Below are 16,439 nucleotides of genomic sequence, written 5' to 3' on the forward strand. Positions count from 1 at the left end.
ACCGATACTGAAACATACAACCCAAGGGGGTGCACACATGACACGATTCAACACTCAGCTCGTCCACGGTCTGCCGATCAACGACAACAACACCGGAGCCGTGAACCCGCCGATCTACAATTCGTCCACTTATGCTTTCGAATCGGTCGAGTCCATGCCCCGCTGGGATTACGCGCGCAGCGGCAACCCGACCCGTGAATTCTTGGAACGCCAGATCGCGCAGCTCGAACACGGCACCCGCGGTTTCGCATTCGGTTCCGGCCTGGCGGCCATCCACGCCGTGTTGTCCATCTTCCAACCCGGTGACCGCATCGTCGTCGGCAAGAACATCTACGGCGGTACCTATTCGCTGTTCAACGAGTTCTTCACCCGCTGGGGTGTGAGGGTTGAAGCCGTTGACACCGCCGACTATGAGGCGCTTGATGCCGCCGTCGCCGGTCGTAACGGTGAGGATAAGGCCAAGGCCGTGTACTTCGAAGTGCTGACCAACCCGCTGCTGCAGGTCAACAACGCGTCCCGCATCTCCGAGGTCGTGCACCGCTACGGCGCACTGTCCATCGTCGACAACACTTTCGTCACCCCCTACCTGCAGCAGCCGCTCGACCTGGGCGCCGATATCGTCATCCATTCCGCCACCAAGTATCTTGCCGGCCATTCCGAAGTGAACGCCGGTCTGGTGGTCGTGGCCGACGATGTGCTCGGGGAGCGCATCTACTACTCGCAGAACCGTTTGGGCGGCGTGCTCGCGCCCACCGAATGCGACGCGGTGCGCCGCGGCATCCAGACACTCGCGCTGCGCCTCGACCGTCAGCAGGAGAACGCGCTCGCCATCGCCGACTATCTGCTGGCCCATCCGCTGGTCAAAACGGTGAACTACCCGGGCATTCACGGCAATCGTGACGAGATTCTGCGCGATAACGGGCTCAAGGGTTTCGGCGGCGTGCTGAGCTTCGAAGTCGTGCCGGGAGTCAACCCGTCCATTATCCTGAACAACCTGCACATCTTCCACTTGGCCGTGTCCCTCGGCGCGGTGGAAAGCCTCGCCGAACTGCCGTGTCGCATGACGCATTTCGAACTGCCGCGCGAGGAACGCCTCAAGGTCGGTATCAGCGACGAACTCATTCGCTTGGCAGTCGGCGTCGAAGACAAGCAGGATCTCATCGAGGATCTCGGTCAGGCGTTCGAACTCGCATACACCGAATATCTTGAGGAGCACGAGGGCTTGCAGACGTTGGGGAAGTTGTCGGTCTGAGCGACGCCGCATTCCGCAATCATTCGTACAACCAAGTACAACCTCGCATAACATGAAGCGTTTTGTCAAGTGCTTTTTCTGATATATTGACGTTTTTCCTTGACAGCGGATGAAGCGAGGAATTATTTAAAGGTTTCTCTTTTGACTATTGCAATCATAGTTTCTACCTGTTATAATGTACTTGTACAATAAGTACACCTATTCAGAAGGTGGTTAATCATGGATATTATTATCAGCAACAACGCCAGCAAACCGATATATGAGCAGATCACAACCCAAATTAAGGCAATGATAATGAGCGGTAAACTGCAACCAGGAGAAGCGATTCCGTCAATGCGATCATTGGCAAAAGCGATCCATGTAAGCGTAATCACCGTTCAAAAAGCATATGAGGATTTGCAAAGAGATGGATTCATCGAAACCACGGTTGGCAGAGGAAGTTTTGTGTCTGCCCAAAATAAAGAGTTCTATCAGGAAGAGCAGCAGCGTATTGCAGGGGAGCATTTACAAATAGCCGCTGAAATCGGGCGTGGAAACAATATCTCCCTCGAAAAACTGACAGAGCTGCTGTCACTATTCTATCTGGAGGATAAGTAACATGGAAAACATTTTAGAATTGCAACAGGTTTCCAAGTCATTTCCAAGCTCAGGTTTTAGGTTGGAGAATATTACATTTTCCCTACCATATGGCACCATAATGGGGTTTGTCGGTGAAAATGGAGCGGGGAAAACGACTACGATTGGCTGTGTTCTGAACACAATCGCAGAATACAGCGGCACCGTTAAACTGTTTGGAAAAAAGATGTTGGATACCGATACCGATATACGCGAGAAAATCGGTGTTGTTTACGACGGCGATAACTTCCCTGCTTACTTAAACGCAAATCAATTGGCTCATGTAATGGCAGGATTTTATAAACAATGGGATAACGATTTGTTTCAGAAGTATCTTCGCGACTTCAAGTTGTCGGCCAAGCAAAAAATCAAGCACTATTCCAAAGGAATGACGATGAAATTGGCAATCGCTGTTGCATTATCTCACCACCCGCAGTTGCTGATTTTGGATGAAGCAACGAGTGGGTTAGATCCAGTTATGCGAGATGAAATGCTGGACGTTTTTCTGGACTTTGTTCAGGAAGAAGGTCATTCTATCCTGTTGTCATCACATATCACAAGTGATTTAGAGAAAATAGCGGACTATATCACCTTTATTCATAACGGAAAACTGATTATGACCGTGACCAAAGACGACTTGTTATACAACTATGCCGTTATGCGCTGTACAGAAAATCAGTTTACTTCTATAGACAATGATGACATCGTTGCCTACAGAAAGCGGGATTATCAGATTGATGTGCTGCTTGCCGATGGTAAAGCTGCACAGAAAAATATAAAGACGCCGTGATCGATCACGTTTCTGTCGATGAAATCATGTTGCTGCTGATAAAGGGGGATCGGGGATGAAAGGCCTTTTGAAGAACAATTATTATGCAACTATTGCCAATGCTAAATTAATTTTCGTTGTCACAGTTTTGCTTTGTGCATTGTCTATTGTTATGAAAAGTCAAATGCTGCTCGTGACCTTTATTCTGCTTTGCATGATTGGTTTCTCCATTATCTCAATTGTAGGACTTCGCAAAGAAATCGCTTCAAAGTGGAATAAATACAAGATAACCACGCCTTTGAAAAGAGTTGATATTATAAAAGGTTACTTTTTGAGCCATCTTCTATGGCTAATTGTAGGAATGCTTATTGCCGGGGCAGGAGTCGCTTTGTCGATTATACTGTCCGGACTCCTTTTTGATAAGAACATCGACATTTTCAATTTTTATGTCCTCGGTATCGGCATCAGCCTGTTCACAGGCGCCTTCTTTTTCCCCACTGTTCTTTTCCTGGAACGGAGAAGAACGAAACGAGGCTTTTTTGGCTATCAGTTTGCTTTGTGGAATTGGTATTATTGCAGGTCTTGCCACGTTAATGAATGCTGTGTTTCCAACACCTATGAGTAATGCACAGATTATAATAGTTGGTACAATTATTATAACTATTGCTGTTTTTGCGTTTGCTATTTCTTGCTTTTTGACTATCAGTATATATCGAAAGCGAGATTATTAAGTGAAATAAAAGATGATTTCAATATAGGAACCGCAGAGATAATGTTCTGCGGTTCCAATACTCAGCAGGACTGTTCATCTGACTTACCGTTTCATATTTTGTTTGCGCGTGTGTTGCTCCCTGTGGGATTCTTCTCTCAGAACATTTTGAACATTCCTGCGGATTTGTTCCACTTCCTTAACCTCGTCTTTTAGCACATAATACTGGCGGGTTAGCTGTTTTTTCGCCGTTCAGCTTGTCACGCTCCGCTTTCCACGCCTTTAGGGGAATACCTGTCTTGCCGTTCATCACTGCGTCCAGATAACGTTCTGCGGCTTCGTAGTGGGTCAATTCCATGCGGTGACTTTCGTAAAATGCTCCCTGCTTTTTCGGCTTCTGCTGTTTGTATTTCCTGTAAATATCGCGGTACTGGAAATACTTCTCGGCATTTGAAATATGCTCGTCAAGGGTTTTCAATCGCCTGTCAATGGGTTTCAGCTTTTCCGCAATGCCGCGCTGTTTACCGTACATATCCTCAACCTTTTTCTTCCAGTCCCGCCATGTCCTTTATAGCATTGACGGTGAGGAAGTTCAGAGTATTCGCCGCCGCTTTCAGATTGTGGATGGTGGTGTATCAGCTCTGTTTTCCAGTCTGTTCCTGCTTTGACAAGATACCCTGTATCACGTCTGCAAGGGTGGGCGGCTCGGTGTTTGCCGCTTCGTCTTTCAGCCAGTTTTGCAGCTTGGATATGCGCGCTTTAAGCTGCCGCAAACGCTGATTTGAGACTTCGATTTCTCGATTGAGGTTTCCGCGCTCGGTGCGTATTCCTCGCTTCTCCATCTGAAAAGCCGCCACGCCTAAATGAACGGTGGGGATTTGGTCTATCCCTTGCCGCGCATAGCTACGGTGATCTATGCGCTCGGCGTGTCCGTTCTGTTCCAATTCCTGATTGCAGATTTCAGCCCATGCGCTTCGCCATTCCTCCGCTTTTGTCTGCTCGTTCCAATCGGTGGCGGGAATGGATTTGCATTTGTAAGAACGCTTTTTCGGGTCATAGATTTTGTTGCCGTCCCTGTCAAGAATATACTCTTTTTTCTGCTTTGCTCCCCATGTGCCGTCCTGCTCGATTGGGCGTATTATCAGCATGACATGGGCGTGTGGATTGCCGTCATTCTTATCATGGATAGCAATATCAGCGCACATTCCCGCATTTACAAACTGCTCTTTTACATACTCCCTCACAAGAGAAATGCCCTGTTCCCTCGTCAATTCTTTGGGCAGGGCAATTTCAATCTCCCTTGCAAGCTGCGCGTTTTTTGCTTTCTCGATTCTCTCAACCGCGTTCCACAAAACAGCGCGGTTTACATACTCGGAGGGGGCGTGGTCGGGCAATAAAACCTCGGTATGAACAACGCCGCCTTTGCGGGTGTAGTCGTGGGTTATTCCGTCATATTCGTTGGTGAGATTATCACCGCTTCGATATGCGGCGGCAGCAACGGCAGACTTGCCCTTGCCGCGTGAGATGATTTTGATACTGCAATGGTAAATCGCCATGCGCTGCGCTCCTTTCCGCGGGCATTGCCCGCTGTTTTCCTTTGTGCCGACAGGTACAAAACGCCGTCTGCAAGACCGCACATACCACATTCATGTGGTATATAAGTGCCCCTTGCTAAAAGCAAGGGTATGGGATTAGTCCCTTACCCTTGCGTCGTTGCTTCCATTCTGGTTTCCTCTATCATCTTTATTGCTTTTCGCTTTAGGATTTTCGTGCTGGTAGATTTGTTCACATTTCTGTGGTAGAATGGGAGCGTCTTTAGTGCATTTTGCACTGGGTAGTGGCCACCGGTGCGTTTGCCAGTGGCCAGTCAGCGTTGCTGAGTGGCCACCCCTTAACTGCCCATCCTTGGATATCTGTTCGAGTGAGACCCGTCAAGGGCAAGCCTTGTGCTACGCACCCTTGACAGGTCTCACTCGAACAGGTGATGGGCAGACAAGCGGTTAAGGCTTGGTGTGATCCTATCCGGACACTGGCTTCGCACTGCGGCCATTTACGGCCGCAAAAGCGGCCACTGAACTTCGCAATATGCACTTTAGAGACAAATCGGGATTTGACGAGGTAATTATTATGATAAAAACACTGAAAAAATTGTTCGGCGGGATAAATCTGACGTGGCCGAAATTGATTATATCCGCAATAGTTGCGGGAATTCTGACCGCAGTAATTGCGATGATTCCGGAACTTCACTATACTTCCTTCAATGCGATTACGGTAACACTTGAAGTATGGATACTGTTTGGCATCATTATTATCATGAACAGCAAATCCAATATTGATTCCGCATTGAAATGTTTTGTTTTTTTTCTGATTTCTCAACCGCTGGTCTATCTGATTCAAGTACCTTTTAATACGTATGGATGGGGAATATTCACATATTACAGATATTGGTTTATCTGGACGCTTCTTTGTCTTCCGATGGGTTATATCGGTTATTACATGAAAAAAGGAAAATGGTGGGGGTATCTCATCCTATTGCCGATGATTGTACTGACAGGATATTCCTATCAGACTTATTTTTCGGATTTTCTGTTTAATATACCAAGGTATATCCTTATTTGCCTGTTCTGTGCCTGCATGATGATCATGTATCCTGTGATGATATTTGAAGACAGAAATATCAAAGCAGTCGGAGCAGTGATCGGCGGAATCGCTGTCATTACCCTGACTGTCATCGGCCTTATGAACCCGCCTGTATACAGTACGGAGATCCTGGTCAACAGTGAAGATCATGTATTTGATGATACCTATCAGGTTACTCTTGCAGACGAAACATACGGCAATGTAAAAATAATATATATGGATAGTGTAGAAGACTATTTCGTGCACGCCGATTTTAAGAAGGCCGGCAAGACCGTTCTCGTTCTGGAGTCGCCGAGTGGAGAGAAAAAAGAATTTGACCTTTCTATTGAGAAGGATACATATGAAATAACACAGAAATAAGGATGCGGATCATCGGAGATAATTGATCAATTCCTGTTTTGCACTTATATAGCATAGCGGCCATGCTCCTACGGCATGACCGCTTTTCAATATCGCCCTATTCGTCCTCGTCTGCCTCGTCCTGCGCTTCCGTATAGGCGGTGTCCCTTGCGGACGTCTGTACGCTCCGCTGCGCTGTCAATCCGTCCAGTATGCGGCGGCTGTGATCGGCGGCTATGGTTTTCAAGGAAGATTTGAAACTGCTCGTCTGTCAGTGATATGCTTTCGGGCAGCATACTTTCAAATAGCCCCATGCGCTTGCAAAGGCGTTTCGTCCTGTCCTTTCGTTCCTGCTGCTTCTGCTCTTGGATCAGCTTCTTTCTCTGGTTTTCAAGCTGCGTCATCTGTAATTCGATGGCTGCGATTTTCTCTGCTTTAGTTTTCGCCATGTGTGTTTTCTCCTTTCGATTTTTGGATGGGATAGGATAGGAAGGGAATGGAAAAGACGGCTTGTTTTACTCTGTTTTCTCGGAACTGATTGCCTTTAGCAGCTTATCTTGAAATGTGTCCCTGCTGCTGTGGTTGAAAAATATCTCGGCAATGAAAGTCTTTGCTCCAAACTTCTTTGTCAGAACGCCGTCCGGCTTTCGGGCTGCGGTCTGTTCCTCGGTCTGAATTTCTTCGGTCTGTGCTTCGGTTTTTTCTGTCATTCAAGTCCTCCTTCGCTTAAAGCAAAAAAGAGATTTCCCGTTGATAGGAAACCTCTTTTCGTGGTGTTGGTTATTCGGTTTTAGGTTGCGGCTTGCAGCTTTTTCTTTGCCCTGTACTCCCTTGCTTTCATTCGCTCATATTTGCGGCATCTTTCAAGGCTTTTCTTACGGTATTCCTTGTAATAGGCTCGATGGTAGGCGCGGGATTTCTCTCTTTTGGCTTCTTCGATTTCAGCCCTTATGCGTTCGCACTCCAGCTCCGTAAGCTCTATCTGTTCGGTCAGCTCATTTTCAAATCTGCCGATATGGTTGAAATATATCTCAATGCGGTGAACGGCGTATTTTGACCTTTTACGTCGCGCTCATGGACAAGGATTTTGCTGATAAACTCGTTTAGGATAGCAGGCGTAAGCTCGGTAAAGACGGCATAGCGTTCTGTCAGCTTCATAAACCTTTGCGCTCATCCGTCCGCGTTCTCAAATTCGGAAAGCTGCTCCTTGATTTCTGCAAGCTCCGTTTTCAGCGTGTAGTATTCTGCGGAATACTTCTGCGACATCTGCTCATAGCGGTCTTGCTCGATCCTGCCGAGGGCAATATCCTCATAGAGCCTGTTCAAAACCGTGTCGATCTGTTCAAGCCTTGCCGTGATCTGCGGTATGCGCTTTTGCTGCTTTTTAACCTTGTCCGTCTGCTGTATGGCAAGGCTCTTTTTGACTAAGGCTTCAAAGTCCGCTCTGTTGCTGATAGAGTAATCCGCGATTTTGCGCAGCACGTCCGCGACGGTCTGCAAGAGTAAATCCGCGTCAATGTTGTGTGGGGAATGGCACTTTGGATTTTTGCCTTTGCCTTTGCGGTATTCGCTGCAAAAAGCAATGTGTTTTTTGCCGCCGCGCCTGTAGTCTATGCGTATGTGCATTTTTGCCCCGCAATCCTTACAGAAAAGCAAGCCGGACAAGGGATGGATTTCTCCGTCCCCATTGGGGCGTCTGACAGGCGCGTTTTCCAATATGCGCTGCACGTTTTCAAAGATGTTGCGGTCAATGATCGGCTCATGCACGTTTTCAAATATCTGCCACTCGTTTTTATCCACATAGTGGTTGCGCTTATCTCTGTAATGCTTCGCCGTCTTGAAGTTCACCACATCGCCGCAATACTCCTGTCTTGTGAGAATGCGGGTCAAGGTCGCCTTGTTCCAGTTGTAGCGGTTTTCCTCGTTCAGATTTCGGCTTTTTGATGTTCCTCTGTCATGGTATTTGAGATAAAAGGTTGGGGTCAGAACTTCCTCATTTTTCAGATAAACGGCAATCTGATTTCTGTTTTTACCCTCAAAAACAGGCTGAAAATAAGACGGACAACGGCTGCGGCTTCCTCGTCTATTATCCAATAATCCTTGTTGTCGGGGTCTTTCATATAGCCGTAGGGGGCTTCGGTGGCAACAGGCTTTCCGCTCATGCCTTTGGTCTTGATGCCTGTTTTTACTTCCTTGCTGATGTCCTTTGCGTACCACTCCGACATGATATTGATAAAGGGCGCAAACTCCAATGTGTCGGGCTTCTCGCTGTCTATGCCGTTGTTGACCGCGATAAAGCGCACCCTGTTTCTGCGGAAGATTTCCATTGCGTTTCCCACTTGGAGATAGTCGCGTCCCCAGCGTGTCATGTCTTTCATAACAACAATGCCAATTTTCCCGCTTTCCACATCGTCCATCATTCGCACATAGGCAGAGCGGTCAAAGAATCTGCCGCTTTCATCGTCGTCGATATAGTGGCGGATGTTCGTCAGCTTTTCCTGCTTTGCGTATCGTTCTAAAAAGCCTTTTGATTGACTATGCTGTTGCTCTCGCCGCCGTCCCTGTCCTCGTCACCAACTGAAAGGCGGGAGTATAGCGCGGTGATCTTGTTGTATTGCGTCATGGCGTTATCCTCCTTTGCGTCCATAAACAATTCCTTACAGTTGATAGTATGCACCCCAAGGACGGTCATACACCACCATGACAAGCACGACGAACACGCACTGTACCGATGACGCGTCACTGAGCTTCGAAACCAAAGCCATCCACGCCGGATACGACCGGCAGGCCAACGCCGACGCAATAAGCGTTCCCATCTACGCCTCCGCGGCGTTCGACCTGGAGAACGCCCAGCGTGGCGACGCGCTCGCGGGTGGTGCGATATCGGGCTTCGAATACTCCAGAGTCGCCAATCCGACCGTCGATGCGCTGGAACGTCGCATCGCCGCGTTGGAAAACGGCATCGGTGCGGTCGCCGTCTCGTCCGGCATGGCGGCGGTCAGCTACGCGCTGATGTGCGCGGGCGAAGGCGGCGGCAGGATCGTCGCACCGGTCAACCTGTACGGCGCATCGGTGGACGCGTTGGGCGACTTCCTCCCGCAGTTCGGCATCCACGGTGATTTCGTTGAGAACATCAACGATCTTGCCGCCGTCGAAGCGGCCATCGGCCCCGACACCAAAGCCATCTACACCGAAAGCGTCGTCAACCCGAGCACGGCCGTGGCCGATATCGAAGGATTGGCGGAACTCGCGCATCGTCACGGCATTCCGCTGATCGTCGACAACACCGTACCCACGCCGTACCTGCTGCGACCCATCGACTTCGGCGCGGACATCGTCGTGCACTCCACCACCAAAGGCATCACCGGTCACGGCAACGCAATCGGCGGCGTGATCGTGGATGCGGGCCGTTTTGACTGGACCAACGGCAGATTCCCGCAGTTCACGCGCGACGATCTGGTCATCAGCGACCAGAAAGCAGGGGAGTGGAACAGCTTCGCCAGCCGATTCGGCAACCAGGCCTTCATCAAACGCGTCCGCACCAAGTACCTGCGCACCTTCGGCGCCGTGCAAAGCCCGTTCAACGCCTACCTGCAGCTCATCGGCTTGGAAACGCTGGCCGTGCGAGAACGGCAGGAAGTCGGCTCCGCGCTCGCCATTGCCAAGCATCTGCAGGGCCTCGCGCACGTCACCCGCGTGAACTACGCCTCGCTCGAAGGCCAAAGCACCTATGATCTGGCGCGGAAATACTTGCCGGAAGGCGTCGGCACTATCCTGTCGTTCACCGTGGAAGGCGATGCGGACGATGTGCGCCGCATCCTCGACGGCACCAGGGTGTTCTCCTATGTGCCGAATATTGGTGATTCGCGCTCGCTGATCGTGGACCCGACCCACGTGACGCATCGCGAGGTGCCGCAGCGGTATTACGATGCCGCCGGCGTGAGCGACAATCTGATTCGCCTGTCCATCGGTCTAGAGAACACCGATGATCTGATCGCCGATCTCGACCAGGCGATCCAGGGAGCGTACTGACGGGTTCGCAGGTCAGTATGTGCGGGTGCACCCGGCTTACTGGTGCACCCATGGGATTCACAGCAAATGCGCCATGTATAGCGGCAGTCGGAGCGTATGATTCTCCGCTTTCAACGGCAGTGGATGCAATACGATTCGGGTACCCACGCGCTTGCCGAACTTCTCTGTGAATTTGTCCAATGACCGCGTGCTGTATCGCTTGCCTGATTTGACCTCTATGGGTGAGATGCGCAGTCTTCCGGCTGCGTCATCGTATCCACGCGATATCAGGAAATCGATTTCCATAGTGTTCTCATGGTTGTTGGAATCCCGTTTCGAATAGAAATACAGTCCATGTCCGCCTGCCATGAGTTGTTGGGCGACGATGTTCTCCGTGAACATGCCTTCGTTTGTCTCCAGCTTCCCTAAGAGAATGTCGCGGTACACTTCGTGGGGCGTGGAGGCGTTGTCGGCGAACATCTGGGTGATGAGCAGGCCAGTGTCGGCCATGTAGCACTTGAAACTGCTTTCGTTCGTCGAGGATGCCAGTCCGACTTCGGGATCGTCGACGTTGTATGCGGTGACACTGATGCAGGCGTCGGCAAGCCAGAAAAACGCGTCGGCGTATTCACGACTTCGTGCGCTGTTGTCCAATGAGGCCAGTTTGAATTTTTTATCATGCCGGGCGAGCTGCCCCGGGAGCGTGGAGAACACGCGCCTGATACGCATGGCATCCGCCGCCCCGAACTGGGCGATGTCGTTGCGGTACAAGGATAGGATGTCGCGTTTGACCACATCGACCATGCCGAAATCCTTGTCGGTAAGGTAGGTTTCGACTGCCTGTGGCATCCCGCCGACCAACATGTACTCGCGGAACAGTCGTTCCGCTTTACGGTGCAACGGTTCCGGCATGGGATGCAGACGATCGAAGGAATCACGGATTGCCGAAGCGAGCGTCTCTTCTCCTCTGGCCCAAAGGAATTCCTCGAAATCCAGCGGATTAAGGCGCAGGGAACTTTCTTCGGAGGGAATGACGATGCCTTCGACGTTTCGCTTGAGAGAAATCAGTGACCCGGTTTCGATGTAGTCGTATCTTCCATCAGCCACCAACTGTTTGATGAATTCGCGTGCCGGCGGAAAACGCTGCACTTCATCGAATACGATGACGGCGTTTCGGCGGGGCAGGGATACACCCGTGTATGCCTGCAGATACATGAAGAAATCGTCCACATTCGCGCGATAGTGTCGGAATAGGTCCTTGATGTCCTCCGAGGCTTCGGAGAAATCGATGATGAGGTGTTTGGCGTATTCGCGTTGCGCGAATTCCTGTGCCAAGGTACTTTTCCCTACGCGACGTGCTCCTTCGATGAGCATGGCGCGCTTGCCCTCAGACTGGCGCTTCCATGTCATAAGTGCTTGATAGGCCTTGCGTTGAAAGAACATGCTAAACCCCTTGGAAATAAAGGCATTTACACGAAATGCAGAGTAAACTTACCCTTAATCATACACGAAATGCAGAGTATGGATAGGTCGATTTATACACGAAATGCAGAGTGTGAGTGGGGGTGATTCATACACGAAATGCAGAGTGTCGCGTATTTCGGTCAGATGATTCGGTGGTGCATCGGTGGCGCGTGATGTTCGATTCGGATGTCCTACGCATTGCCGCCTATCCGACCGATGACCGGCTCGCGGACAGGTGCCGGTCAGCTCGCGGACGCGCCTCATCCAGCTCCTGAACAGCCTCCCGGGGAGCACATCCCCCTTTGGTACGCTGAAATGGTGCGTCGCAACGGATGCGGCGTGCTATTCAAGGAAAGGGAGAGGACATGGAATTTCTGATTGTGCTTCTCGTCATTGTTGGCATCATCGCCGTGCTGTTTCTGTCCACGTTGTTCATCGTGCCGCAGCAGCAGGCGTACATCATCGAACGATTCGGCAAGTTCCACACCGTTCAGTTCGCGGGTATTCATATTCGTATCCCGTTCGTGGATCGCATCGCCATGAAGACGAACATGCGTGTGAACCAGCTCAACGTGCAGCTGGAAACCAAGACGCTCGATAACGTGTTCGTCACCGTCGTGGCATCCACCCAGTTCCGCGTGGATCCCAGCAACGTCGCCACCGCCTATTATGAGCTGCGCGATCCGGCCGGCCAGCTGCGCTCCTACATGGAGGACGCGCTGCGTTCCGCCATCCCGGCGTTGACCCTCGACGACGCGTTCTCCCGTAAGGATGATGTCGCCTTCGACGTGCAGAAGACCGTCGGCAATGAGATGTCGCGCTTCGGTTTCACCGTGGTCAAGACGCTGATCACAGCCATTGATCCGAGCCCGCAGGTTAAGAGCGCCATGGATTCCATCAACGCCGCGCAGCGTGAGAAGGAAGCCACCCGCCAGCGTGCCGAGGCCCAGCGCATCCAGATTGAGACGCAGGCTGCCGCCGAAGCGGAGAAGACCCGGCTGCAGGGCGAAGGCCAGGCGAACTACCGTCGTGAGATCGCCAACGGTATCGTCGACCAGATCAAGAGCCTGCAGGCCGTCGGCATGAACGTGAGCGATGTGAACAACGTCGTGCTGTTCAACCAGTATCTCGACACCATGCGCAACCTCGCCTCGTCGCAGAACGCGAAGACCGTCGTACTTCCGGCTTCCACGCCGGGCGGTTTCAACGAGATGCGCGACCAGGTCATTGCCGCCATGGAGGCCGGCAAGTAAGTCAGGCAACATCGTCCAGACACCATCGCCAAGTAACATTGCGATGATCTCGGGCGAATAGCCTTACCGAGGCTATGGTGTTTTCGTGGTGCACCGTGGCCGTGTGAGGGGACGTTCCGTCAGGGGCGTCCCCTCGTCGTGTTCGTACGGTGGTGCGGGGTGGCTCATTGCCGTTACCGCCGACCAGCATAAGGAACCGCAACAAATGTGTATATAGATTCTTTCTATAGATGAGGCCTCTGCTATAAATCAGATTAATTACTCGACGTGCTGAGAGCCGATAATAACAGCGCCGTGTTGCCCTTGGAACAAACATATTCTCTCAATCAATCAGGAAATGAAGCCCATGCGCTTCCCGTTGAATCGTTTGAAAAAGAAAGCTTGTCCCATGACCTTCACCTACTACACCCAAAGCAAACTCGTCTTCGGACCCGGCGCCCAGAACAATTTGGAACAGCTGCTGCGCGAGCAGAACGCCACCTCGATCCTGCTGGTCTACAGCGGCGATTACGTGTTCGACCTGGGCATCCATGACGTCGTGGAGAAGGCCGTCGCCGCAATCGGCGCGAAACTTATCGAAAACGGCGACGTCGTCCCGAATCCGCGCATCGACCTCGTCCGCGACCTGATCGTCAAGGCACATGAGGCGGACGTCGATTTCGTGCTCGCCGCCGGTGGCGCAAGCTCGTTCGATACGGCGAAGGCAGTCGGTGTCGGCCTCGCCTACGACGGCGACGTGTGGGACCTGTTCGACGGTACCGCCGAGCCGCAAAGCAGCATCCCGGTCGGCGTGATCTCCACCATTCCCGGCAGTGGCTCGGAGGTTTCCGATTGCGCCGTCCTCCAGCAGAGGCAGGACAAGCGTGCACTGGAGAACCGCATCGTGATTCCCCGCTTCGCCATCGTCAACCCGGAATACTCCGACACCACGCCGTACCGTTACCAGGCCGCTGCCGTCGCCGATCTGGCAGTCGGCTTCCTGGAACCGTATTTCACCGTGAAAGATCATCTGGAATCCGCCGACAGGCTGCTCGAAGGCGGTCTGAAAGCCGCGCTGCTGGCGGGCCGCCGATCCGCATGACCTGAAGAACCGCACCGAACTGCACTGGCTGTCGGCGACGATGTTCAACCATTGTTTCCTCGCCACCGGTTCGGAAAACGATTGGACCACCCACCGTCTGGAACATGAGCTCGGCGGCGAATTCGACGTCATCCACGGTGAAGGCATCGCGGCCATCCTGCCATCGATCATCCGCGTGGTGGTCAAGCGGCAGCCGCAGCGTTACGCGCAACTGGCGGTCAGGGTGCTCGGCGAGGATCCGTACGATCACAGCGAATACGAACTCGCGCTCATCTTCGCGAAGCGTCTCGAAGACCACTTCAAGACGCTCGGACTGGGCACGAGCCTGCACGAACTGGACATTCCGCGCGAAGCCATCAGGCACATCGCCGACCAACTCACGCACGACGGCACGTCCACGGTCGGCAACTATTCGCCGCTCACCCGAGACGACGTCATCGAAGTACTGGAACTTGCATATTGATATGCGCTGATATGCGTTGATACGCGCATCTGGAGGAAACATGCCGAACGTAAACGAAAACACGGCACCCGTGGCGGTCGCCATACGGGAACTCAAAAAGGTCTACCGCTCCGACGGTGAAGAGAAAGTCGCGCTGCACGACGTGAGCCTGGACATCGCCGAAGGCGACATCTACGGCATCATCGGTCTGAGTGGTGCGGGCAAAAGCACACTGGTGCGATGCATCAACGGTCTGGAACGCTATGACGGCGGATCGCTGACCGTGCATGGTCGGGAAATCGCGAACCTGCGGGGCAACGACCTGCGTGCGCTACGCCGCAAAATCGGCATGATCTTCCAATCCTTCAACCTCATGCCGTCGCGAACCGTGGCAGGAAACGTCGAACTTGCGCTTCTGGACTCCGTCAACAGCAAGAGCGAGCGCAAGCATGAAGTCGAGAAACTGCTGGAACTCGTAGGATTGGCCGACAAGGCCGACGCCTATCCGAGCGAATTGTCAGGCGGGCAGAAGCAGCGCGTGGCCATCGCGCGAGCCCTGGCCAACAAGCCCGACATCCTGCTCAGCGACGAGGCGACCAGCGCACTCGACCCCAATACGACCAAATCCATCCTCAAACTGCTGCGGAACCTGCACGATACGCTCGGATTGACGATCATCGTCATCACACATCAGATGTCCGTCATCAAGCAGATCTGCAACAAGGTCGCGGTGATCGACCACGGCACCATCGTCGAGGAAGGGCACGTCTTCGATATCTTCGCCAATCCCAAAGCCGCATTGACCCAGTCGTTCGTCGCGACCACCTCGAACCTGGGCAAGATCCACGACCTGCTGGACGAGCATTCGCCGCTGGTTCAACTGGAACCCGGTCAAGTGCTGCTGCGCATGAAATACATCTCCAAGGAAGTGTCTGAGGCGCTGGTATCCCACATTTCACGCACGTTCGGCATCGACGTCAACATCATCTTCGGCGATATCGACGTGATCGACAACGCTCCGCTCGGCGGTCTGGTCGTCATCCTCGACGGCGCCGCCGACCGCATCACAGCGGCCGTCGACTATCTGAAGGACCGCAATATCGGAATCGAGGTTCTCGCACAATGAACATTCTCACCCAATGGTTCCCCAATGTAGCCAACCGTCTTCCCGAATTCATCGACAGTTTCGTCCAAACGGTGATCATGGTCGCCGTGACCGGCGTGATCTCATTCATACTGGCCACGCTGATCGCCGTGACGCTCACGCTGACCGAACCCGCGGGGTTGAAACCCAACGCCGTGGTCTTCAATATCGTCGACAAACTGATCAACCTGTTCCGATCCATCCCATTCATCATCCTGGCGGCAGCGCTGGTCCCCGTCACCAGGGCGCTCGTCGGCACGGCGATTGGCACGAAAGGCGCGATCTTCCCACTGATCATCGGCATCACGCCGTTCTTCAGCAGGCAGATCCAGTCGGCGCTCGCCGGAGTGGACGTCGGTTTGGTCGAAGCGGCCGAATCGATGGGCATGAGCGTCACGAAGATCGTGTACCGCGTATACCTGCGTGAGGCGATTCCCTCCATCATCCGTGTCAGCGTCATCGCCATCGTCAGCTTGGTCGGATTGACCGCCATCGTCGGCATCGTCGGAGGCGGCGGTTTGGGTGACTTCGCCATCCGTTACGGCTATCAGCGGTACATGCTGGACGCGACCTATGCGACGGTGATCGTGCTGGTGGTCTTCATCGGCATCATCGAATTCATCGGACGGCAGCTGGTCGAAATCACGGAGCACTGATCGCCGTCCCCGAATCGGCGTTCAGACGCTTCGATCCCACTATCAATTCCCCAACCCCAACCAT

Annotated in this window: 20 protein-coding genes; 11 read left to right on the forward strand and 9 right to left on the reverse strand. The window is 52.5% G+C overall.

Features of this window, described 5'->3' with window-relative positions; translation table 11 throughout:
- Positions 1-37 precede the first annotated feature (37 nt).
- The 4 genes from BUB29_RS00160 (at position 38) to BUB29_RS00175 (ending at position 3,261) form a co-directional block, all read left to right on the forward strand.
- On the forward strand, positions 38-1,252 hold the full coding sequence (locus BUB29_RS00160; protein ID WP_033523117.1) for a trans-sulfuration enzyme family protein: 1,215 nt from the start codon (positions 38-40) through the stop codon (positions 1,250-1,252).
- 219 nt (positions 1,253-1,471) lie between these two features.
- Positions 1,472-1,849, forward strand: coding sequence for a GntR family transcriptional regulator (locus tag BUB29_RS00165; protein ID WP_033523116.1), 378 nt, complete (start codon positions 1,472-1,474; stop codon positions 1,847-1,849).
- A gap of 1 nt (position 1,850) precedes the next feature.
- Positions 1,851-2,657, forward strand: coding sequence for an ABC transporter ATP-binding protein (locus BUB29_RS00170; RefSeq protein WP_234356113.1), 807 nt, complete (start codon positions 1,851-1,853; stop codon positions 2,655-2,657).
- Positions 2,658-2,712: 55 nt separating this feature from the next.
- Positions 2,713-3,261 (forward strand): ABC-2 transporter permease, encoded by a 549-nt coding sequence (locus tag BUB29_RS00175; protein ID WP_051914919.1) that lies wholly within the window; start codon positions 2,713-2,715, stop codon positions 3,259-3,261.
- A 283-nt stretch (positions 3,262-3,544) separates the two neighbouring features.
- On the opposite strand, the gene BUB29_RS09865 is transcribed toward BUB29_RS00175, so the two are convergent.
- Complete coding sequence (locus BUB29_RS09865) at positions 3,545-3,877, reverse strand: hypothetical protein (RefSeq protein WP_162832079.1); 333 nt, start codon at positions 3,875-3,877, stop codon at positions 3,545-3,547.
- Between the two features lie 103 nt (positions 3,878-3,980).
- Entirely contained in the window at positions 3,981-4,901 is a 921-nt protein-coding gene (gene mobQ, locus BUB29_RS09870; protein ID WP_162832078.1) for a MobQ family relaxase, read from the reverse strand.
- A gap of 571 nt (positions 4,902-5,472) precedes the next feature.
- Here mobQ and BUB29_RS00185 point away from each other — a divergent pair.
- Positions 5,473-6,345 carry a hypothetical protein gene (locus BUB29_RS00185; protein WP_143155102.1) on the forward strand — a complete coding sequence of 291 codons (873 nt, stop codon included), beginning with the start codon at positions 5,473-5,475 and terminating at the stop codon, positions 6,343-6,345.
- 86 nt (positions 6,346-6,431) lie between these two features.
- Here the strand turns inward: BUB29_RS00185 and BUB29_RS00190 are convergent, their stop codons facing one another.
- From BUB29_RS00190 to BUB29_RS10375, 6 genes are all read right to left on the reverse strand, one after another.
- Positions 6,432-6,773 carry a DUF3847 domain-containing protein gene (locus BUB29_RS00190; RefSeq protein ID WP_051914925.1) on the reverse strand — a complete coding sequence of 114 codons (342 nt, stop codon included), beginning with the start codon at positions 6,771-6,773 and terminating at the stop codon, positions 6,432-6,434.
- 66 nt (positions 6,774-6,839) lie between these two features.
- Positions 6,840-7,034, reverse strand: a complete 195-nt coding sequence (locus BUB29_RS00195) for a transposase (protein WP_033523115.1) — start codon at positions 7,032-7,034, stop codon at positions 6,840-6,842.
- Positions 7,035-7,314: 280 nt separating this feature from the next.
- Entirely contained in the window at positions 7,315-7,482 is a 168-nt protein-coding gene (locus tag BUB29_RS10360; RefSeq protein WP_234945661.1) for a DUF4368 domain-containing protein, read from the reverse strand.
- Positions 7,483-7,494: 12 nt separating this feature from the next.
- Positions 7,495-8,418: a recombinase family protein gene (locus tag BUB29_RS10365; protein WP_234945662.1), complete on the reverse strand. Its 924-nt coding sequence runs from the start codon at positions 8,416-8,418 to the stop codon at positions 7,495-7,497.
- Positions 8,325-8,816: a recombinase family protein gene (locus BUB29_RS10370; RefSeq protein ID WP_327020836.1), complete on the reverse strand. Its 492-nt coding sequence runs from the start codon at positions 8,814-8,816 to the stop codon at positions 8,325-8,327. Before BUB29_RS10370 ends, BUB29_RS10365 begins: the two co-directional genes overlap by 94 nt.
- Positions 8,817-8,839: 23 nt before the next feature.
- A complete protein-coding gene (locus BUB29_RS10375) occupies positions 8,840-8,971 on the reverse strand; it encodes a hypothetical protein (protein WP_268751040.1) in 132 nt (43 codons plus the stop codon).
- Between the two features lie 53 nt (positions 8,972-9,024).
- Here BUB29_RS10375 and BUB29_RS00215 point away from each other — a divergent pair, with 53 nt between their 5' ends.
- On the forward strand, positions 9,025-10,356 hold the full coding sequence (locus BUB29_RS00215; RefSeq protein ID WP_051914931.1) for an O-acetylhomoserine aminocarboxypropyltransferase/cysteine synthase family protein: 1,332 nt from the start codon (positions 9,025-9,027) through the stop codon (positions 10,354-10,356).
- A gap of 57 nt (positions 10,357-10,413) precedes the next feature.
- On the opposite strand, the gene BUB29_RS00220 is transcribed toward BUB29_RS00215, so the two are convergent.
- Positions 10,414-11,778, reverse strand: a complete 1,365-nt coding sequence (locus BUB29_RS00220; protein ID WP_033523114.1) for an ATP-binding protein — start codon at positions 11,776-11,778, stop codon at positions 10,414-10,416.
- A 386-nt stretch (positions 11,779-12,164) separates the two neighbouring features.
- Here BUB29_RS00220 and BUB29_RS00225 point away from each other — a divergent pair, with 386 nt between their 5' ends.
- The 5 genes from BUB29_RS00225 (at position 12,165) to BUB29_RS00240 (ending at position 16,375) form a co-directional block, all read left to right on the forward strand.
- A complete protein-coding gene (locus BUB29_RS00225; protein ID WP_033523113.1) occupies positions 12,165-13,052 on the forward strand; it encodes an SPFH domain-containing protein in 888 nt (295 codons plus the stop codon).
- A 388-nt stretch (positions 13,053-13,440) separates the two neighbouring features.
- Positions 13,441-14,133 carry an iron-containing alcohol dehydrogenase gene (locus BUB29_RS10380; protein ID WP_420796172.1) on the forward strand — a complete coding sequence of 231 codons (693 nt, stop codon included), beginning with the start codon at positions 13,441-13,443 and terminating at the stop codon, positions 14,131-14,133.
- A gap of 40 nt (positions 14,134-14,173) precedes the next feature.
- Complete coding sequence (locus tag BUB29_RS10385; protein WP_420796173.1) at positions 14,174-14,596, forward strand: hypothetical protein; 423 nt, start codon at positions 14,174-14,176, stop codon at positions 14,594-14,596.
- 40 nt (positions 14,597-14,636) lie between these two features.
- Complete coding sequence (locus tag BUB29_RS00235) at positions 14,637-15,701, forward strand: methionine ABC transporter ATP-binding protein (protein ID WP_107315270.1); 1,065 nt, start codon at positions 14,637-14,639, stop codon at positions 15,699-15,701.
- Positions 15,698-16,375 (forward strand): methionine ABC transporter permease, encoded by a 678-nt coding sequence (locus BUB29_RS00240; RefSeq protein WP_033523112.1) that lies wholly within the window; start codon positions 15,698-15,700, stop codon positions 16,373-16,375. Before BUB29_RS00235 ends, BUB29_RS00240 begins: the two co-directional genes overlap by 4 nt.
- Positions 16,376-16,439: the final 64 nt, after the last annotated feature.

The sequence above is a fragment of the Bifidobacterium merycicum DSM 6492 genome (assembly GCF_900129045.1).
GTDB lineage: Bacteria > Actinomycetota > Actinomycetes > Actinomycetales > Bifidobacteriaceae > Bifidobacterium > Bifidobacterium merycicum.

Coding starts and splice junctions, on each gene's coding strand:
- BUB29_RS10360 (WP_234945661.1), bottom strand. CDS start 7,482: ATGAAGCTGACAGAACGCTATGCCGTCTTTACCGAGCTTACGCCTGCT.
- BUB29_RS00215 (WP_051914931.1), top strand. CDS start 9,025: ATGACAAGCACGACGAACACGCACTGTACCGATGACGCGTCACTGAGC.
- BUB29_RS00170 (WP_234356113.1), top strand. CDS start 1,851: ATGGAAAACATTTTAGAATTGCAACAGGTTTCCAAGTCATTTCCAAGC.
- BUB29_RS09865 (WP_162832079.1), bottom strand. CDS start 3,877: ATGTACGGTAAACAGCGCGGCATTGCGGAAAAGCTGAAACCCATTGAC.
- BUB29_RS00240 (WP_033523112.1), top strand. CDS start 15,698: ATGAACATTCTCACCCAATGGTTCCCCAATGTAGCCAACCGTCTTCCC.
- mobQ (WP_162832078.1), bottom strand. CDS start 4,901: ATGGCGATTTACCATTGCAGTATCAAAATCATCTCACGCGGCAAGGGC.
- BUB29_RS00220 (WP_033523114.1), bottom strand. CDS start 11,778: ATGTTCTTTCAACGCAAGGCCTATCAAGCACTTATGACATGGAAGCGC.
- BUB29_RS00175 (WP_051914919.1), top strand. CDS start 2,713: ATGAAAGGCCTTTTGAAGAACAATTATTATGCAACTATTGCCAATGCT.
- BUB29_RS00225 (WP_033523113.1), top strand. CDS start 12,165: ATGGAATTTCTGATTGTGCTTCTCGTCATTGTTGGCATCATCGCCGTG.
- BUB29_RS00165 (WP_033523116.1), top strand. CDS start 1,472: ATGGATATTATTATCAGCAACAACGCCAGCAAACCGATATATGAGCAG.
- BUB29_RS00160 (WP_033523117.1), top strand. CDS start 38: ATGACACGATTCAACACTCAGCTCGTCCACGGTCTGCCGATCAACGAC.
- BUB29_RS10385 (WP_420796173.1), top strand. CDS start 14,174: ATGTTCAACCATTGTTTCCTCGCCACCGGTTCGGAAAACGATTGGACC.
- BUB29_RS00190 (WP_051914925.1), bottom strand. CDS start 6,773: ATGGCGAAAACTAAAGCAGAGAAAATCGCAGCCATCGAATTACAGATG.
- BUB29_RS00235 (WP_107315270.1), top strand. CDS start 14,637: ATGCCGAACGTAAACGAAAACACGGCACCCGTGGCGGTCGCCATACGG.
- BUB29_RS00185 (WP_143155102.1), top strand. CDS start 5,473: ATGATAAAAACACTGAAAAAATTGTTCGGCGGGATAAATCTGACGTGG.
- BUB29_RS10380 (WP_420796172.1), top strand. CDS start 13,441: ATGACCTTCACCTACTACACCCAAAGCAAACTCGTCTTCGGACCCGGC.
- BUB29_RS10375 (WP_268751040.1), bottom strand. CDS start 8,971: ATGGACGCAAAGGAGGATAACGCCATGACGCAATACAACAAGATCACC.
- BUB29_RS00195 (WP_033523115.1), bottom strand. CDS start 7,034: ATGACAGAAAAAACCGAAGCACAGACCGAAGAAATTCAGACCGAGGAA.